Annotated in this window: 11 protein-coding genes and 3 pseudogenes; 10 read left to right on the forward strand and 4 right to left on the reverse strand. The window is 53.9% G+C overall.

Going from position 1 to position 16277, the window contains the following annotated elements; all coding sequences use genetic code 11:
- Both JNO11_RS06310 and ssuE read right to left on the reverse strand, forming a co-directional pair.
- A pseudogene (locus tag JNO11_RS06310) lies at positions 1-956 on the reverse strand (sulfonate ABC transporter substrate-binding protein).
- An 11-nt stretch (positions 957-967) separates the two neighbouring features.
- Positions 968-1519, reverse strand: a complete 552-nt coding sequence (gene ssuE, locus JNO11_RS06315) for an NADPH-dependent FMN reductase (protein WP_010254991.1) — start codon at positions 1517-1519, stop codon at positions 968-970.
- Positions 1520-2268: 749 nt separating this feature from the next.
- Here ssuE and JNO11_RS06320 point away from each other — a divergent pair.
- The 4 genes from JNO11_RS06320 (at position 2269) to JNO11_RS06335 (ending at position 6476) form a co-directional block, all read left to right on the forward strand.
- The gene (locus tag JNO11_RS06320; RefSeq protein WP_010254993.1) at positions 2269-3249 is read left to right on the forward strand and encodes a glycosyltransferase; all 981 of its coding nucleotides are present in this window, start codon (positions 2269-2271) and stop codon (positions 3247-3249) included.
- Between the two features lie 83 nt (positions 3250-3332).
- Positions 3333-4634, forward strand: a complete 1302-nt coding sequence (locus JNO11_RS06325) for a flippase (RefSeq protein WP_052270876.1) — start codon at positions 3333-3335, stop codon at positions 4632-4634.
- 134 nt (positions 4635-4768) lie between these two features.
- The gene (gene pyrD, locus JNO11_RS06330; protein ID WP_010255000.1) at positions 4769-5779 is read left to right on the forward strand and encodes a quinone-dependent dihydroorotate dehydrogenase; all 1011 of its coding nucleotides are present in this window, start codon (positions 4769-4771) and stop codon (positions 5777-5779) included.
- Between the two features lie 154 nt (positions 5780-5933).
- On the forward strand, positions 5934-6476 hold the full coding sequence (locus tag JNO11_RS06335) for a cell division protein ZapC (protein WP_010255003.1): 543 nt from the start codon (positions 5934-5936) through the stop codon (positions 6474-6476).
- On the opposite strand, the gene JNO11_RS06340 is transcribed toward JNO11_RS06335, so the two are convergent.
- Entirely contained in the window at positions 6477-7586 is a 1110-nt protein-coding gene (locus tag JNO11_RS06340; RefSeq protein WP_325177081.1) for a YcbX family protein, read from the reverse strand.
- A 110-nt stretch (positions 7587-7696) separates the two neighbouring features.
- On the opposite strand from JNO11_RS06340, the gene rlmKL reads away from it, so the two are divergent.
- The 6 genes and pseudogenes from rlmKL to rmf all read left to right on the forward strand — a co-directional run bounded on the left by rlmKL (position 7697) and on the right by rmf (position 15664).
- A complete protein-coding gene (rlmKL, locus tag JNO11_RS06345) occupies positions 7697-9811 on the forward strand; it encodes a bifunctional 23S rRNA (guanine(2069)-N(7))-methyltransferase RlmK/23S rRNA (guanine(2445)-N(2))-methyltransferase RlmL (RefSeq protein WP_010669780.1) in 2115 nt (704 codons plus the stop codon).
- A 6-nt stretch (positions 9812-9817) separates the two neighbouring features.
- Positions 9818-11734 carry an ABC transporter ATP-binding protein gene (locus tag JNO11_RS06350; RefSeq protein WP_031592840.1) on the forward strand — a complete coding sequence of 639 codons (1917 nt, stop codon included), beginning with the start codon at positions 9818-9820 and terminating at the stop codon, positions 11732-11734.
- A 14-nt stretch (positions 11735-11748) separates the two neighbouring features.
- Positions 11749-13019: pseudogene (gene pqiA / locus JNO11_RS06355) on the forward strand (membrane integrity-associated transporter subunit PqiA).
- Positions 13006-14650, forward strand: a pseudogene (pqiB, locus tag JNO11_RS06360) (intermembrane transport protein PqiB). Before pqiA ends, pqiB begins: the two co-directional pseudogenes overlap by 14 nt.
- Positions 14647-15216, forward strand: a complete 570-nt coding sequence (gene pqiC / locus JNO11_RS06365) for a membrane integrity-associated transporter subunit PqiC (protein WP_022625928.1) — start codon at positions 14647-14649, stop codon at positions 15214-15216. The pseudogene pqiB and the gene pqiC overlap by 4 nt, the downstream one beginning before the upstream one ends.
- 280 nt (positions 15217-15496) lie before the next feature.
- The gene (gene rmf / locus JNO11_RS06370) at positions 15497-15664 is read left to right on the forward strand and encodes a ribosome modulation factor (protein WP_008925875.1); all 168 of its coding nucleotides are present in this window, start codon (positions 15497-15499) and stop codon (positions 15662-15664) included.
- Positions 15665-15732: 68 nt separating this feature from the next.
- Here rmf and fabA read toward each other — a convergent pair whose 3' ends face one another.
- Entirely contained in the window at positions 15733-16251 is a 519-nt protein-coding gene (gene fabA / locus JNO11_RS06375; RefSeq protein WP_009091047.1) for a bifunctional 3-hydroxydecanoyl-ACP dehydratase/trans-2-decenoyl-ACP isomerase, read from the reverse strand.
- Between the last annotated feature and the right edge of the window lie 26 nt (positions 16252-16277).

Raw genomic sequence — 16277 nt, forward strand, 5'->3', positions numbered from 1 at the left:
TTATTGCGTCACGGTATGCGGATGCCAGATGCGATCCTGAATCGTCACTTTTACTGGCAAGAGATGATTGGCATAGAACAGGTCAGCGGTGCGCTGCTGGGCGGCCGCGGTTTCGGCACTGACCGGCGAAATGCGGGTTGGCGGCCGATGGCTGAGGTAGCTGGCGATAACCGGTTCGGGCAAGCCCATCGCCTGCGCCAGTAACGTGGTGCTCTGCTGACGCTGGCTGATTGTCAGCGCGTCAGCAGTGCTGAAGGTGTCGAGCACCTGCTGAATAAACGCGCCATGGGCTTCGGCGTAGCTGCGGGTCGCTAAATAAAAGGAGCCGGTCAGGTTAAGGGAGCTGCCATCAATCAGCAGGCGCGAATTCCCCTGCAGCATCACCGATGAATAGTAGGGGTCCCAGATTGCCCAGGCATCAACGTCACCCTGCTGGAAGGCGGCGCGCGCATCGGCGGGGGTGAGATAAACCGGCGTGATGTCTTTAAAGGTCAGACCCGCCTGCTGTAAGGCGCGCAGCAGTAAGTTGTGAGAGCTGGAGCCTTTCTGGAAAGCCACTTTCTTGCCTTTCAGATCCGCAACCTGTTTCAGCGGGCTGCTTTTTTGGCACCAGAATCACTTCCGCTTTGGGTTTTGGCGGCTCCGCGCCAACATAGAGCAGATCCGCGCCCGCGGCCTGGGCAAACAGCGGGGGGAAGATCACCGGTACTGCCCAGGTCGATACTGTTGATATTCAGCGCTTCCAGCATTTGCGGACCTGCAGGGAACTCGATCCACTTAATCCGGGTATGGGGAAAACGCTTCTCCAGTAACTGATGTGACTTCGCCAGCACCATGCTGACCGAACCTTTCTGATAGCCGATGCGAATCTCAGACGGATCGGATTCGGCGGCCTGTACCTGAAGGCCGGCCAGCAGAAGTCCGGCCACCAGCCACTTTCTCAATCTCAGCTTCATCGATCGCTTCCTTATACCGCTTGCGCAACGGGATGGTGGTGACGGGTCAGTGCCAGCCAGAAGGCGGAGACGGCCTCATCCAGGCGCTGTGACAGTGAATCCTGCAGTTCGGGCTGACGGTCGTAATGACTGATCTGATGATCCTCGGCATAAACACCATGCAGGATCTCCTGCGCCTTTAAGGCGTTGAGCACCGGCTTCAGGGCGTAGTCCAGCGCCAGCATATGACCGGCACTGCCGCCGCTGGCCAGCGGTAACACGACTTTGTGTTCCAGTGCGCGTTCAGGCAGCAGATCGAGCAGCGTCTTCAGCGCACCCGAAAACGACGCTTTATAGATAGGTGTCGCAATAATCAGTCCATCAGCCGAAGCCAGATCGTCACGCAGGGCGAGAAGCGCAGGTGCATCAAAACGCGCATTGATTAAATCGTCAGGCTGAAAGTTGTGAATATTCCACGGAATGACTTCAATACCACGCGCCTCCAGCTTGTGCTGACACAGCGTCAGCAGTGAGGTTGAGCGGGAGGGGAATCGTGGGCTGCCTGCCAGCGTAATAACTCGCATCATCACTCCTTATAACTAAAAGTTATTGATTATCAAATGTTGAGAACTTATGCCTTCATACTGTCAGAGCAGGGGAGTGGGCTTAAATGATTTATCCGGCAAAGTAAGGGTGAAATCTGCAAATAGAAGGCGTTGCGACAGATGTCAGCATCACCGCTTCCGATAATTCTTAAATTAAGCGCTGACAGCGAAACAATTCATTAAGGGGCATGATACGAGATCGTCAAAATGTGTCGGTTGAGCAGAAAAAATATCTTTCGTCTGATTGCATAATCATTTTTTCTGAGAGTGGCGCGGCCATAAAGCGCAACGGCTGACAAAATAGCGCTGCGAAGCAGCACAGAATCAGCTTATCTGCGGCAGCCTCTGCCAAAGATTAAGATTTATTGCAGAAAGCAAACTGTAATAATAATGAAGGAATGCTGAAATTATTCATCGTTTCAGATGTTCGCTTACAGATTCCTGAATCTGGTTACGTCTGCTTTGCAGGGCTAATTTAAATCGATCCTCAACGGTTTTAACATTACTGCGGGCTATAGATGCACTTTCGTTAAGAGTGATGCTCACGTGAAACATTAAGATGATTTTTACGGCTGGTCTTTTTTTCGCATTACAGGTTTAAGATAATCGGGCTCAATGAAAGCAATCATAATAATCGCGCCTTACTCTTTTCGACGTTTCGCCTCTGGTCAGAACCTGCATCAGGCAGGTGAATCGTATTGTCATTTTCTAACAGCAGAGAATTGCATATGTCTGACATCCTGTTATCCGTTATTATTCCAACCTACAATGTTGAGAAATATATTGTAGAGTGCGTCGATTCGTTATTACGCCAGGTTAAAGCGCCCAATGAAATAATCATTGTGAATGATGGATCTACTGATGGAACATTAGCCTTAATTGAACAGAATTATGCGCACCTTTCTCAGGTGAAAGTGATCACCATTGAAAATGGCGGCCTCGGCAATGCACGGGACACCGGCATTGCACTGGCAAAGGGTCAGTTTCTCTTTTTCTGTGACCCGGATGATGTCGTGGTTGATGGCCTCGTCACTGAGCTGGCAATGGTGGCGGAGAAGCATCCTGAAACGGATCTTTTCTGTTTTAACTCCTGCGTCTATGAAGATGGCCACATTGATATCACCTCGCCAAAAGTGAAGCATGACCAGTTTGGCCAGCAGAAACCACAGGAGGTCTTTCTGCGCCTGCTGCGTAATGGCAGATATACCTCTGCCGTCTGGAATTACGTCTTAAGAAAAAGCGTCATTGAACAGCATAAGTTGCGCTTTGTCCGTCGGGTTCATGAAGACCACAACTTTACGCTCTCCGTGTTTATGAAATGCCAGCACGCATGGGTCAGCCGTCAGGTCTATTATAAGCAGCGCATCCGCAGTGGTTCACTGACCAACAGTACCAAAGGCAATGAGTTTTTCTATCAGCGCTATGACGCTTTTATGCATGCTTATAATACGTTAACCAGTTCGCTCCCTAAATCAGCCTGGCGTAGTTCGCTGGAAAAGTCTTATTTACTTCATTCGTTCCGTCTGATGATCTATTTGTCTCTCTATAATAAAACGCCGGTGCCGGAATATGTCTGTAATGCCATTCGCTTTATGGGTCGTAATGTAAAATCAGAAAATCTTAAAGAGTGGTTGTTGTTTAATCGCCCGGAGCTCTTTATTGCGCTGCAGCACTACAAGGTTAAAAAAGAGCTCAAGCGCGCAGCCTGATTCTGAAAAATGTTTAGCGATATTGTTTATGCCTTAGCGAAATGAGAAGGTGAGACATGCAATGTGTATAAGGTTGTTGCGACATGGCAAAAGTACTCGATAAAAGTCTGGTTATTAATATTTTCTCGCTGCTGGCTTACCGTGGCGCATCGTTTCTGTTTCCGCTGGCCACGCTGCCCTATCTTGCCCGCGTTCTGGGTGTAGAGCAGATGGGTACGCTGGCGCTGGCGATCGCCTGCGTCCTCTATTGCAGCACCATCTCCGACTGGGGATTCAATGTCTTTACCACCAAAGATATTGCTCACCATCGTGATGACAAAGAACGCGTCAGCCAGCTCTTCTGGTCAACATTCAACGCCAAGCTGATGCTGCTGGTGGTCACCAGCGGCACGCTGCTGACCGCGACCTGGTTCAATCCCTCCTGGCACCCTCTGTTCTTCATCATTCTGGCGAACTGCACCACGCTGGTCGGCTCGCTGTTTTCATTCGGCTGGCTGATGCAGGGCTTTGAGAAGCTGGGTAAGACGGCGATGATCGCCACCTTCGGTAACTTCTGTGCGATTCCGCTGACCTTTTTGCTGGTGAAATCTCCGCAGGATACCTGGCTGGCTGCCCTGATCCCTGGCGCGGTCTCCATTATCAGCGCGGCGATTACGCTGAAGTTTGTGCTGGAGATGAAAGTCATAGGCCGCTACCGCTTTGAACCGCGCGAAATCAAACAGCGCATCACCGACAGCATGGATGTGTTTATCGCCATCGCCGGCGCTAACCTTTTCAACAGCGTCAACGTGGTGATTCTCGCCACCTTTGCTTCTACTTACATGGTCGGGATCTACAACGGCGCCGATCGCCTGCGTAAAGCGGCTAACTCTGTGCCGGAGCAGATCGGCAGCGCCTTCTTCCCGCGCGTCAGCCACCTGTTCGGCCGGGATAAACGGGCCGCGATTGCCGCGACACGCAAAAGCCTGCTGCTGTCGTTTTCCCTGAGTCTGTCGATTGTAATCTTCACCTGGTTCTTTGCTGACCTGGTGGTCTCAATATTGCTGGGTAAAGACTTTATCCAGTCAGCGGATGTGCTGCGCGTCTTTGTGCTCTGCTTCCTGTTTGGCAACATTGCCTACCCGGCTGGATTACAGATTCTGATCCCACATGGTCTGGCCCGCCAGCGTATGTGGGTGATGATGGCCGCTGGTGTGGTTAACGTGCCGCTGTGCTGTTTCCTGGCGTGGAAGTTTGGCGCAATCGGTGCCGCATGGTCGATGGTCGGGGCTGAAGCGTTTGTCTGTCTCGGTATTTTTGGCATCATGCAACGTCACGGCATCCTGCGGGAATATCTGTTTCCCTCTGAGGTGAAAAATCACCCCGTAAACGATTCCGCCGCGTAAGATCAAAGCATTTTCAGATAGTTTTATGCATCCCCGCTGTTCGATTTACTTTTGCGCCAGAGCACTTTACCATTCTGGCGCACATTTTCCCGTGCACCGACTTCCACGATCGCTTCCGTCCTTCAGGAGAGTGCATGTTTTATCCTATCGTCCGACCGGCGCTGTTTAAACTTGATCCCGAACGCGCACACGAACTCACTTTTCAGCAACTGCGTTTTATGAACGGCACCCCACTGGAGATGTTTTATCGCCAGAATCTGCCGTCGCGTCCGGTCACCTGTATGGGACTGACCTTTAAGAATGCCCTTGGCCTGGCGGCGGGTCTGGATAAGAACGCAGAGTGCATTGATGCGTTTGCGGCGATGGGCTTTGGCTTTGTTGAAGTCGGCACCGTCACGCCGCGCGCCCAGGCAGGAAATGATAAGCCACGCATGTTTCGTCTGGTGGAAGCGGGCGGAATTATCAATCGGATGGGGTTTAATAATCTGGGTGTTGATCACCTGGTTGAAAACGTGAAGAAAGCGCGCTTTAACGGCGTGCTGGGGATCAATATCGGTAAAAATAAAGATACGCCGGTCGAGCAGGGCAAAGATGATTATCTGATCTGCATGGAAAAGGTTTATGCCCACGCCGGTTATATCGCCATCAATATTTCCTCACCTAACACCCCAGGTTTACGTTCGCTGCAATATGGCGAGGCGCTGGATGATCTGCTTTCTTCCATCAAACAGAAACAAAAAGAGCTGGAACAGCGTCATCTGAAATATGTTCCGCTGGCCGTAAAAATTGCGCCCGATCTCTCTGAAGAAGAGTTAATTCAGGTCGCGGACAGTTTAATTCGTCATCAGATTGATGGCGTGATTGCCAGCAATACCACGCTCGATCGTTCGCTGGTGAGCGGTCTTAAGCATGCTGAGGAAGCGGGTGGGTTAAGTGGACGGCCAGTGCAGTCGCGCAGCACGGCGGTGATCCAGCGTCTCTCTCAGGAACTGCAGGGACGGTTGCCGATTATTGGGGTAGGCGGGATCGATTCTCTGACGGCAGCGCGTGAAAAAATCGCCGCCGGGGCAACACTGGTTCAGATTTATTCAGGCTTTATTTATCAGGGGCCAGGCTTAATTAAAGATATCGTCACCCATCTCTAAGACAATTCTCACAATCATTGGCCGGGGGGGTTTATTTATCCCCTCGGCTCGTTTATATTTTGTCCTGTTGCACGCTTTTTCAGCTTTTCCTTATGTTTCTTTTTTCGCTGAATTCTGCGTGATTTTTGGCGCAGCGGTAAATACAGGGCACACGATGAAAATTAAACCCGATGATAACTGGCGTTGGTATTTTGACAACAGCCACGACCGAATGATGCTCGACCTGGCAGACGGTATGCTTTTTCGTTCCCGTTATTCCCGCAAGATGCTCACGCCGGATGCCTTCACTGAATCGGGTTTTTGTGTCGATGACGCCGCCCTTTATTACACCTTTGAAGAGACCTGCCGTCAGTGCAAACTCAGTGGCAGCCATCGCGCCGAACTGGTGTTAAATGCGCTGGTCGCTGCACGCTTCCTCAAGCCACTGATGCCGAAAAGCTGGCATTTCGCCTCTTATGCTCCGGCAATGCAGCCCCGTCCCGGTGAAATGGTACAGGTTACGCTGGCAGAAGAGGGAACGCAGGCACGACTGCTGGTGGTTGAGAGTGGCGATAACGCGGCACTCTGCCTGCTGGCGCAGCCGGGATTGACGCTGGCCGGAAAAAACATGGTGCTTGGCGATGCCATCAAGGTGATGAACGATCGCCTGCAGCCCCTGTATCAGGATGTCGCGCCGCGCTACGCCCGCGCAGTCTGACTACCTTAGTTCTACATCGCCAGCCGGAATACAGCTGCAGCTCAACAGCGTGCCGTCCTGACGCAGGGCGCTCTGTTTCAGCGCCTTAACCTCACCCGCGACCAGACTCAGCTTGCAACTGCCGCACAGTCCCGCCCGACAGGAGTAGGGGATCCGGAAGCCCTGCATCTCCAGCTGATCCAGTAATACCTGCTGATTATCCCCGGTGAACGTCTGACCCTGAAACGTGATAGTCACGGCATCAGGCGCCTGCTGCTTTGGTTTCAGTGTTTCGACCACTTCACCGGCACCATAGCTGCGCGGTGCATGACGTTTCAGGACAATCATCTCATCACCAGCGCGCACCACCCCGCTGTTGCGCGCCACTAAGTTCAGACCGAAATCGATATCCCCGCTGCCATCCAGGGCGGTACGGAACGTCTGCAGCGTGGCCAGCGGATGACCGGCAGGATGCTTAACGCCGGTTTCGGTGCTGACAGTGGTGAGCACGCAGCGACTGCATGGCTTAGACACCTCGAATATCACGTCGCCAATCTGAATCTCCGCCCATCTGTCTTCATCCCATGCGGCAGCGCCGCTGACGACCAGATTCGGACGAAACTGTTCGGCACGGACGCTGGCCGGGCAGCGCTGTTGCAGATCATGCAGCGACGCGTTGTTGATCAGCAAAAACGGAAAGCCGTCGGCAAAGCTCAGCGGAATATGATTAAACGCTTTAACCCGGCGGCTGGGTTGCGGCCCGACCCAGCGCAACTGAACCTCACGCGGGAAGAACTGGCTCAGCCATTGGTTAATCGCAGGCGGCGCTATGCGCGCGGTGAAATGATTTCCCCAGACTTCGGTGGGGTGATCCTGCTCATCGAAATCGCTGAAGCGGATCAGGGAGTGACTGCCATCCGGGGCCGTCAGCAGCAGGCCATCCGGTAAAATCGCGGGCGTGAAGCGCACCATCTCCGGATGCTGACGCGCGGTAATAAAGGTGCCATCAGGTTCGGTCACCATAAACAGACGATCAAATGCCAGTCCGCTGTCAGTGACCAGCGCGTGTGACAGCGCTAATCCCCGCATCGACTTCACAGGATGAATAAATAAGCGGGAAAGCGTGATCATGGTGTTCTCCTTGAACCCGACGCGCAGCACAAAAGAAGCTAACTTTATGACATAGGTCTCCGATTCGCTATAATGCGCGACAATTTTCTCAAGAGTTAAAAAGTGACGATATGAATTCTCTGTTTGCCAGCACGGCGCGTGGGCTCGAAGAGCTGTTAAAAAGTGAGCTGGACGCGCTGGGCGCGCAGGATTTGCAAGTGGTGCAGGGAGGCGTTCACTACGAAGCCGACGATCGCACTATGTACCAAAGCCTGATGTGGAGTCGTTTAGCATCACGCATCCTGTTGCCGCTGGGAGAGTTTGGCGTCTACAGCGATCTGGATCTCTATCTGGGTGTGCAGAGCGTGGACTGGCCGACGATGTTCGGCAGTGACAAAACCTTTGTTGTGCATTTCAGCGGCACCAACGATTCGATTCGTAACAGCCAGTTTGGTGCGCTGAAAGTTAAAGATGCCATCGTGGACAGCTTTACCCGTCAGAATCTCGAACGACCTAACGTCGATCGTGAACAGGCAGATATCCGTGTCAACGTCTGGCTGAATGACGATCGCGCCAGCATTGCGCTGGATCTCAGCGGCAGCTCGCTGCATCAGCGTGGTTATCGCCAGCAGACCGGTCAGGCGCCGTTAAAAGAGACCCTGGCGGCGGCCATCGTGCTGCGTTCTGGCTGGGAGCCGACGACACCGCTGATCGATCCGATGTGTGGTTCCGGTACGCTGCTGATTGAAGCCGCACTGATTGCCTGCGATCGTGCGCCAGGCCTGCTGCGCAAGCACTGGGGCTTCACCGCCTGGAGCCAGTTTAACGCTGCGTTGTGGCAGGAGGTTAAAACTGAGGCGCAGAACCGTGCCCGCACTGGCACGGCTGCCACCCAGGCGCGCTTCTTTGGCTACGACAATAATGGTCGGGTGCTGGAGTGGGCGCAGGCGAATGCCCGCCGCGCTGGCGTCTTTGAACTTTTCACCTTCGGCCAGCAGGATCTGCTGAAGCTGACTAATCCGGTTGACCCGGCGGTTCACGGTACGGTGCTGAGTAATCCTCCTTACGGTGAACGTCTGGAGAGCGAACCAGCCCTGATTGCGCTGCACAGCCAGCTCGGACGTCTGATGAAGCAGCATTTTGGCGGCTGGAACCTGTCGCTGTTCAGCGCCTCGCCAGAACTGCTGAGCTGCCTGCAGCTGCGTGCCGATCGCCAGTTTAAAGCGAAGAACGGTCCGCTGGATTGCGTGCAGAAAAACTATAAGCTGGCGGTTAACAGTCATGAAAGCGCCGGACAGATTGCGGAAGATTACGCTAACCGACTGCGTAAAAACGTGAAGAAACTGGAGAAGTGGGCGCGTCAGGAAGGCATTGAATGCTACCGTATTTACGATGCCGATCTGCCAGACTACAACGTTGCTGTCGATCGCTATGGCGACTGGGTGATTATCCAGGAGTACGCGCCACCAAAAACCATCGATCCTGATAAAGCGCGTCAGCGTCTGTTCGATGTCATCAGCGCGACGCTGAGCGTGCTGCAACTGCCTGCCGACCGTCTGATTATGAAAACGCGTGAACGCCAGAAAGGCAAAGCGCAGTATCAGAAGCTCAGCGAGAAGGGCGACTATTTCGAAGTTAAAGAGTTTAATGCGCGTTTCTGGGTGAATCTGACCGACTATCTCGATACCGGCCTGTTCCTCGATCACCGCATTGCCCGTAAAATGCTGGGCCAGATGAGTCAGGGCAAAGATTTCCTGAACCTGTTTGCCTATACCGGTACTGCCAGTGTGCATGCCGGTCTGGGTGGCGCGCGTTCAACCACCACGGTAGATATGTCGCGTACCTATCTGGAGTGGGCGGAGCGCAACCTGCGTCTTAACGGACTGACCGGGCGTCAGCATCGTCTGATGCAGGCGGACTGTCTGAGCTGGCTGAATGAGAGTGACGAGAACTTTGACCTGATCTTTATCGATCCGCCAACGTTCTCCAACTCAAAACGTATGGAAGAGAGCTTCGACGTTCAGCGCGATCATATGATGCTGATGCGTAACCTGAAGCGCCTGCTGCGTCGCGGCGGCACCATCATGTTCTCCAATAACAAACGCGGTTTCAAAATGGACATGGATGGCCTGAAATCACTGGGCCTGCAGGCGCAGGATATTACCCAGAAAACGCAGTCGCAGGACTTCGCGCGTAACCGTCAAATTCACAACTGCTGGCTGATCACTCACGCCGGTAAGGAATAAGCTTACATGTCATTAATCAGTATCCACGGCGCTTATCTCTCCTTCAGCGATGCGCCGCTGTTAGACAATACCGAACTGCACATCGAAGAGAACGAACGCGTCTGTCTGGTGGGCCGTAACGGTGCGGGTAAATCCACGCTGATGAAAATCATCAATGGCGAACAGCCACTGGATGATGGCCGCATTATTTATGAAACCGATCTGGTCGTGGCGCGTCTGCAACAGGATCCGCCGCGCAATATTACCGGTTCGGTGTATGACTTCGTGGCCGAGGGCGTTGAAGAGCAGGCTGAGCATCTGAAAGCCTATCACGCCATTTCCCATGTGGTGATGGAAGATCCCAGCGATAAAAACCTCAATGAGATGGCGCGTCTGCAGAGCATTCTCGACCACCAGAATCTGTGGCAGCTGGAGAGCCGCATCCATGACGTGCTGGAGCAGATTGGTCTGCAGCCCGATACCGAGCTGTCGTCGCTCTCGGGCGGCTGGCTGCGTAAAGCGGCGCTGGGCCGTGCGCTGGTGAGTAACCCGCGCGTCCTGATGCTGGATGAGCCAACCAACCACCTCGATATCGAAACCATCGACTGGCTGGAAACGTTCCTGAAGAACTTCACCGGCAGCATCATCTTTATTTCCCATGACCGTTCGTTTATCCGCAACATGGCGACGCGCATTGTCGATCTGGACCGTGGCAAGCTGGTCTCCTGGCCAGGCAACTACGATCTCTATCTGGAAGGCAAAGAGGAAGCGTTGCGCGTTGAAGAGATGCAGAACGCGGAATTTGACCGTAAGCTGGCGCAGGAAGAGGTGTGGATCCGTCAGGGCATCAAAGCCCGTCGTACCCGTAATGAAGGTCGTGTGCGTGCGCTGAAAGCGCTGCGTCGTGAACATTCAGAACGTCGTGAAGTGATGGGCAAAGCCAACATGCAGGTGGGCGAAGCGTCCCGTTCCGGCAAGATTGTCTTTGAGCTGGAAAATGTCGACTACGCGGTCGATGGCAAAGTGCTGGTGAAGGACTTCTCAACCCAGGTGCAGCGTGGCGACAAAATTGCGCTGATCGGGCCAAATGGCTGCGGGAAAACTACCTTACTGCGCCTGATGCTGCAGCAGCTGAAAGCTGACCATGGTCGTGTGCATTCCGGTACCAAGCTGGAAGTGGCCTACTTTGACCAGCATCGCGCTGAACTGGATCCGGATCGCACCGTGATGGACAACCTGGCCGAAGGCAAGCAGGAAGTACTGGTCAACGGCAAACCGCGCCACGTACTGGGCTATCTGCAGGACTTCCTGTTCCATCCAAAACGTGCCATGACGCCGGTGCGCGCCCTTTCGGGCGGTGAACGAAACCGTTTGCTGCTGGCACGCCTGTTCCTGCGTCCCAGCAACCTGATGATTCTGGATGAACCGACTAACGACCTCGACGTCGAAACGCTGGAACTGCTGGAAGAGCTGATTGATGGTTATCAGGGCACCGTGTTACTGGTGAGCCACGATCGTCAGTTCGTCGATAATACCGTTACCGAGTGCTGGATTTTTGAAGGCAACGGTGAGATTGGCACCTTTGTTGGCGGTTATCACGATGCTCAGCAGCAGCGCGCCGCCTACCGGCAGCACAAGGCGGCAGCACCGGCGAAAGCGACGGGCAACGCCTCTAAGCCTGCAGCAGAGAAGGGTGATGCGAAGCGTAGCGTGAATAAACTCAGCTACAATCTGGCGCGTGAGCTGGAACAGCTGCCGCAAAAACTGGAGCAGCTGGAAGCGCGTATCGGAGAACTGCAGGCGAAGATGAGTCATCCCGACTTCTTCAGTCAGGCACACGATCAGACGCAACCGGTGCTGGATAATCTGGCTCAGACTGAGCAGGAGCTGGAAACCGCTTTTGCGCGCTGGGAAGAGCTAGAGTCACTGAAAAACGGCGCGTAGGGCAGGGCTAACGGATGTGTTCAGCAGTGAAAAGTAACGCGTGGATGCTCTGTCCACAATGCGATTTAATGATTAAGCTGCCGGACATTCCCGTTGGCAGCCGTGCGTCATGCCCGCGCTGCCACACCTCCCTGACGGCCAACTGGCACGAACCGCGTAAACGGCCAACGGGCTATGCGCTGGCAGCGCTGTTTATGCTGCTGCTGGCGAATCTGTTTCCTTTTGTCTCAATGAAGGTGGCAGGGCTGACCAGCCAGATCACCCTGGCGCAGATACCTCAGGTGATGGTGACGGAAGATTACAGCAGTCTGGCGACGCTGTTCCTTCTCTTTGTGCAGGCGGTTCCGGCCTTCTGCATGATCACCATTATCCTTCTGGTCAATCGGGTCCCGTTGCCGACTGGACTCAAAACTGGTCTGGCACGTATTCTGTTTCAGCTGCGTAACTGGGGCATGGCAGAAATCTTTATGGCGGGCGTGCTGGTCAGTTTCGTCAAGCTGATGGCCTATGGCGAGATCGGCCTGGAGACCAGCTTCTGGCCGTGGGTTCTGTTCTGTCTGCTGCAGTTGCGGGCCTTTCAGTGCGTTGATCGACGCGGCTTGTGGGACAGTCTGTCCCCCCCGGCCTGCACTGCCCCATCCGCCCGAAGTGGGCATCAGTGGTTTAGAGCAGGGTCTGCGCTCCTGTCCCTGCTGTACGGCCATTCTGCCGGAAGCAGAGCATAAGTGTCCCCGCTGCGGCGTCACGGCTGAGGCACGGCGTAAGCACAGCCTGCAGTGGACGCTGGCGCTGTTGTTCACCTCAATACTGCTTTATATCCCGGCCAACCTGTTGCCGATCATGGTGACGGAAACCCTCGGCACAGCCTATCCCTCCAATATCATGGCGGGGGGTGATTGTGCTGTGGGGTGATGGCTCCTATCCGGTGGCGCTGGTGATCTTTATCGCCAGTATCATGGTGCCTACGCTGAAAATGCTGGCGATTGGCTGGCTTTGCTGGGATGCCAGCGGACGCGGACAGCGTGACAGTCACAGGATGCACAAAATTTATGAAGTGGTCGAATTTGTTGGCCGCTGGTCAATGATCGACGTGTTTGTTATTGCCGTGCTCTCTGCGCTGGTGCGCATGGGGCAATTAATGAATGTTTATCCCGCGTGGGGGGCAGTATTGTTTGCAATGGTGGTGATTATCACCATGATTGCTGCCATGACCTTTGACCCGCGATTAACCTGGGATCGTGTACGCGAAAACAATATGAAGGAGTCGCGCCTTGACGGAAACTAATCACGGCCATGCAAAGGTGGAACAGATTAAGCGCTGGTCGCCGGTCTGGATTGTCCCCATCGTTACGCTGTTAATCGGCGGATGGATCCTCTTTTATCACTTCAGCCATCAGGGGCCGGAAGTCACCCTCATCACCGAAAACGCCGAAGGCATTGTTGCGGGTAAAACCACGATTAAAAGCCGTAGCGTGGATGTCGGTGTGGTGGAAAGCGCGGTGTTAAGCGACGATCTCCACCATGTGGAAATCAAAGCGCGCCTGAATTCAGGCATGGAAAAACTGCTGCACAGCGACAGCGTTTTCTGGGTGGTGAAACCGCAGGTGGGTCGCGAAGGGATCAGCGGTCTCGGCACTCTGTTATCCGGTGCCTATATCGAATTACAGCCGGGCACTAAAAGCCAGGCACCCGAGCAGTTTAAGCTGCTGGATGCGCCGCCGTTAGCGCCACCGGATGCCAAAGGGATTCGCATCGTGCTGGACAGCAAGAAAGCGGGTCAGCTCAATCCGGGGGATCCGGTGCTTTTCCGTGGCTATCGCGTCGGTACAGTCGAGACCAGCGCTTTTGATACCGAAAAACGCATGATGACCTATCAGCTGTTCGTCGCTGCGCCTTACGATCGCCTGATTACAACCAACGTGCGCTTCTGGAAGGACAGCGGCATCGCCGTGGATATGTCCGCTTCAGGAATGCGGGTGGAAATGGGATCGCTGACCACGCTGTTCAGCGGCGGCGTCAGTTTTGACGTGCCGGATGGCTGGGAGCTGGGTCAGCCTGCGCAGAATAAGTCTGACTATCATCTGTTTGACGATCAGCGCAGCATTCAGGACTCGCTCTACACCAACCATATTGATTACCTGATGTTCTTCACCGACTCCATCCGTGGTCTGCAGGCGGGGGCGCCGGTTGAGTTCCGCGGCATTCGCCTGGGTACCGTCTCAGAAGCGCCATTGATGAAAGCCGGTCTGGACCAGGCGCTGAACAATGATTACCGCGTGCCGGTGCTGATTCGCATTGAGCCGGATCGCTTTATCAGCCGACTGGGTGAGAACTTCGATCTGCAACAGCATCTGCAGGATGGTAAAAAACGTGGCCTGCGTGCGACGCTGAAAACCGGTAGCCTGTTGTCGGGGGCGCTCTATGTCGATCTCGACTTCTATGACAATGCACCGCCTTACAAAGGGCCGCAGAAAGTCTCTGGCTATGAAGTTATCCCAACGGTCAGCGGTGGCCTGAGCCAGATTCAGCAGAAGCTGATGGCGGCGCTGGATAAGATCAACAGTCTGCCACTGAACGGTATGGTCAATGAAGCGACAGGCACGCTGAAAGAGAGCCAGAAAACGATGCGTGATCTGCAGCGCACCATCGACAACATCAACAAAGTCACCGCCAGTCCGGCTATGAAAACCCTGCCGGAAGACCTGCAGCAGACATTGCGCGAGCTGAACCGCAGCATGAAAGGCCTGCAGCCAGGTTCACCAGCCTACAGCAAGCTGGTGGGGGGATATGCAGCGCCTGGATAAGGTTCTGCGTGAACTCCAGCCGGTGTTAAGAACGCTTAACACCAAGAGCAATGCGCTGGTATTTGAGGCAAAACCGGGACAGGATCCCCAGCCGAAGAGGGCGAAACAGTGAATAAAGGATTGATACTTTGTGCCGCGCTGGTGTTGAGTGCGTGCAGTAGCAGCGTTGACAATACCTGGTATCAGCTGCCCTCCGGGGCGGCTTCCATGCAGGTCAGCAGCAGCCAGCTGAATGAAGCGCAACCGATGTTATGGGTGCAGCAGGTGACGGTGCCGGACTATCTGGCAGGCAACGGACTGGTTTATCAGACCAGCGATGTCAAATACGTTATCGCCGCGAATAATCTCTGGGCCAGCCCGCTCGATCAGCAGTTGCAGCAGACATTGATCACTAACCTGAGCAAGGCGCTGCCAGGCCGGCTGGTAGCCGGTTCACCTTTAGGCGCGCAGCACGATACGCTGAATGTGACCGTAACAGGCTTCCAGGGGCGCTATGATGGCAAAGCAGTCGTCAGTGGCGAATGGACGCTGGAACATCAGGGCCGGCTGACCAAACAGGCGTTTAACCTGGTACTGCCGCAGACCGAAGATGGCTACGATGCGATGGTCAGAACCCTGGCGGCGGGCTGGCAACAGACAGCACAGAAGATTGCCAATAGCGTGGTTGCGTTAAATTAAGATTGATGTGAATAAATAAGCTAAGCCCCTGACCGATTGTCGTGCTTTCCCGACAGGGGTCAGGGGCTTTTTTTATTAGCTTAATCAGAATGATAGTGTTGTCGCATGCATCACAGAACGTCATTATTTTTACCGATTAAGGTCACATTTATGACACTGGCATGAAGATTGGGCATTGATCTTTGGGTGCGCAGGAGGTAGAACATAAGGGTGGTTGAACATTAATTCACCACTTTTCTTTCCACCAGATTCCACAGACCTTACATGAGGGACACGGAGTATGAAGAGACAGAAACGAGACCGCCTCGAACGCGCCCATTCACGTGGTTATCAGGCAGGCATTACTGGACGCTCAAAAGAGATGTGTCCGTATCAGTTGATTGACGCTAAGTCTCACTGGTTGGGAGGTTGGCGACAAGCCATGGAGGACAGGTCGGTAGCTGCATAACCGGATGTCACTGAAAAGGGAATATAACCTCCGCCATGCGCGGAGGTTTTTGTTTCCGGGAGAAACGCTTAGAAAGCGGCGGTATCTTTAAACAGGCCGACTTTAAGATCGCTGGCGGTATAGATCAGATTACCGTCAACCAGCACTTCACCATCTGCCACGCCCATAACCAGTTTGCGGTTAATAACGCGTTTGAAGTGAATGCGGTAAGTCACTTTCTTCGCATCTGGCAGGACCTGACCGGTGAATTTCACTTCACCCACGCCCAGCGCACGACCTTTACCTTCGCCGCCCAGCCAGCCCAGATAGAAACCAACCAGCTGCCACATGGCATCAAGGCCCAGACAACCCGGCATCACCGGATCGCCAATAAAGTGACAGCCGAAGAACCAGAGATCAGGATTGATATCCAGCTCCGCTTCAACAAAGCCTTTGTCATATTTGCCGCCGTCTTCGGTCATTTTGACCACGCGGTCCATCATCAGCATGTTGCCGGATGGAAGCGGCGGACCATTTTCGCCAAACAGTTCACCACGACCTGACAGAATCAGATCTTCTTTGGTATAGGATTCGCGTTTATCTACCATGTTTTCAATAAGCCTTGTTTTAGTGA

It is taken from the genome of Pantoea sp. 1B4 (assembly GCF_016925765.1).
GTDB classification, from domain to species: domain Bacteria; phylum Pseudomonadota; class Gammaproteobacteria; order Enterobacterales; family Enterobacteriaceae; genus Pantoea; species Pantoea agglomerans.

What these genes read in the sequence shown, in the direction of transcription:
- rmf (WP_008925875.1), top strand. Translation starts at nt 15,497, where the DNA reads ATGAAGAGACAGAAACGAGACCGCCTCGAACGCGCCCATTCACGTGGT.
- fabA (WP_009091047.1), bottom strand. Translation starts at nt 16,251, where the DNA reads ATGGTAGATAAACGCGAATCCTATACCAAAGAAGATCTGATTCTGTCA.
- rlmKL (WP_010669780.1), top strand. Translation starts at nt 7,697, where the DNA reads ATGAATTCTCTGTTTGCCAGCACGGCGCGTGGGCTCGAAGAGCTGTTA.
- ssuE (WP_010254991.1), bottom strand. Translation starts at nt 1,519, where the DNA reads ATGCGAGTTATTACGCTGGCAGGCAGCCCACGATTCCCCTCCCGCTCA.
- JNO11_RS06340 (WP_325177081.1), bottom strand. Translation starts at nt 7,586, where the DNA reads ATGATCACGCTTTCCCGCTTATTTATTCATCCTGTGAAGTCGATGCGG.
- JNO11_RS06320 (WP_010254993.1), top strand. Translation starts at nt 2,269, where the DNA reads ATGTCTGACATCCTGTTATCCGTTATTATTCCAACCTACAATGTTGAG.
- pyrD (WP_010255000.1), top strand. Translation starts at nt 4,769, where the DNA reads ATGTTTTATCCTATCGTCCGACCGGCGCTGTTTAAACTTGATCCCGAA.
- JNO11_RS06350 (WP_031592840.1), top strand. Translation starts at nt 9,818, where the DNA reads ATGTCATTAATCAGTATCCACGGCGCTTATCTCTCCTTCAGCGATGCG.
- JNO11_RS06325 (WP_052270876.1), top strand. Translation starts at nt 3,333, where the DNA reads ATGGCAAAAGTACTCGATAAAAGTCTGGTTATTAATATTTTCTCGCTG.
- JNO11_RS06335 (WP_010255003.1), top strand. Translation starts at nt 5,934, where the DNA reads ATGAAAATTAAACCCGATGATAACTGGCGTTGGTATTTTGACAACAGC.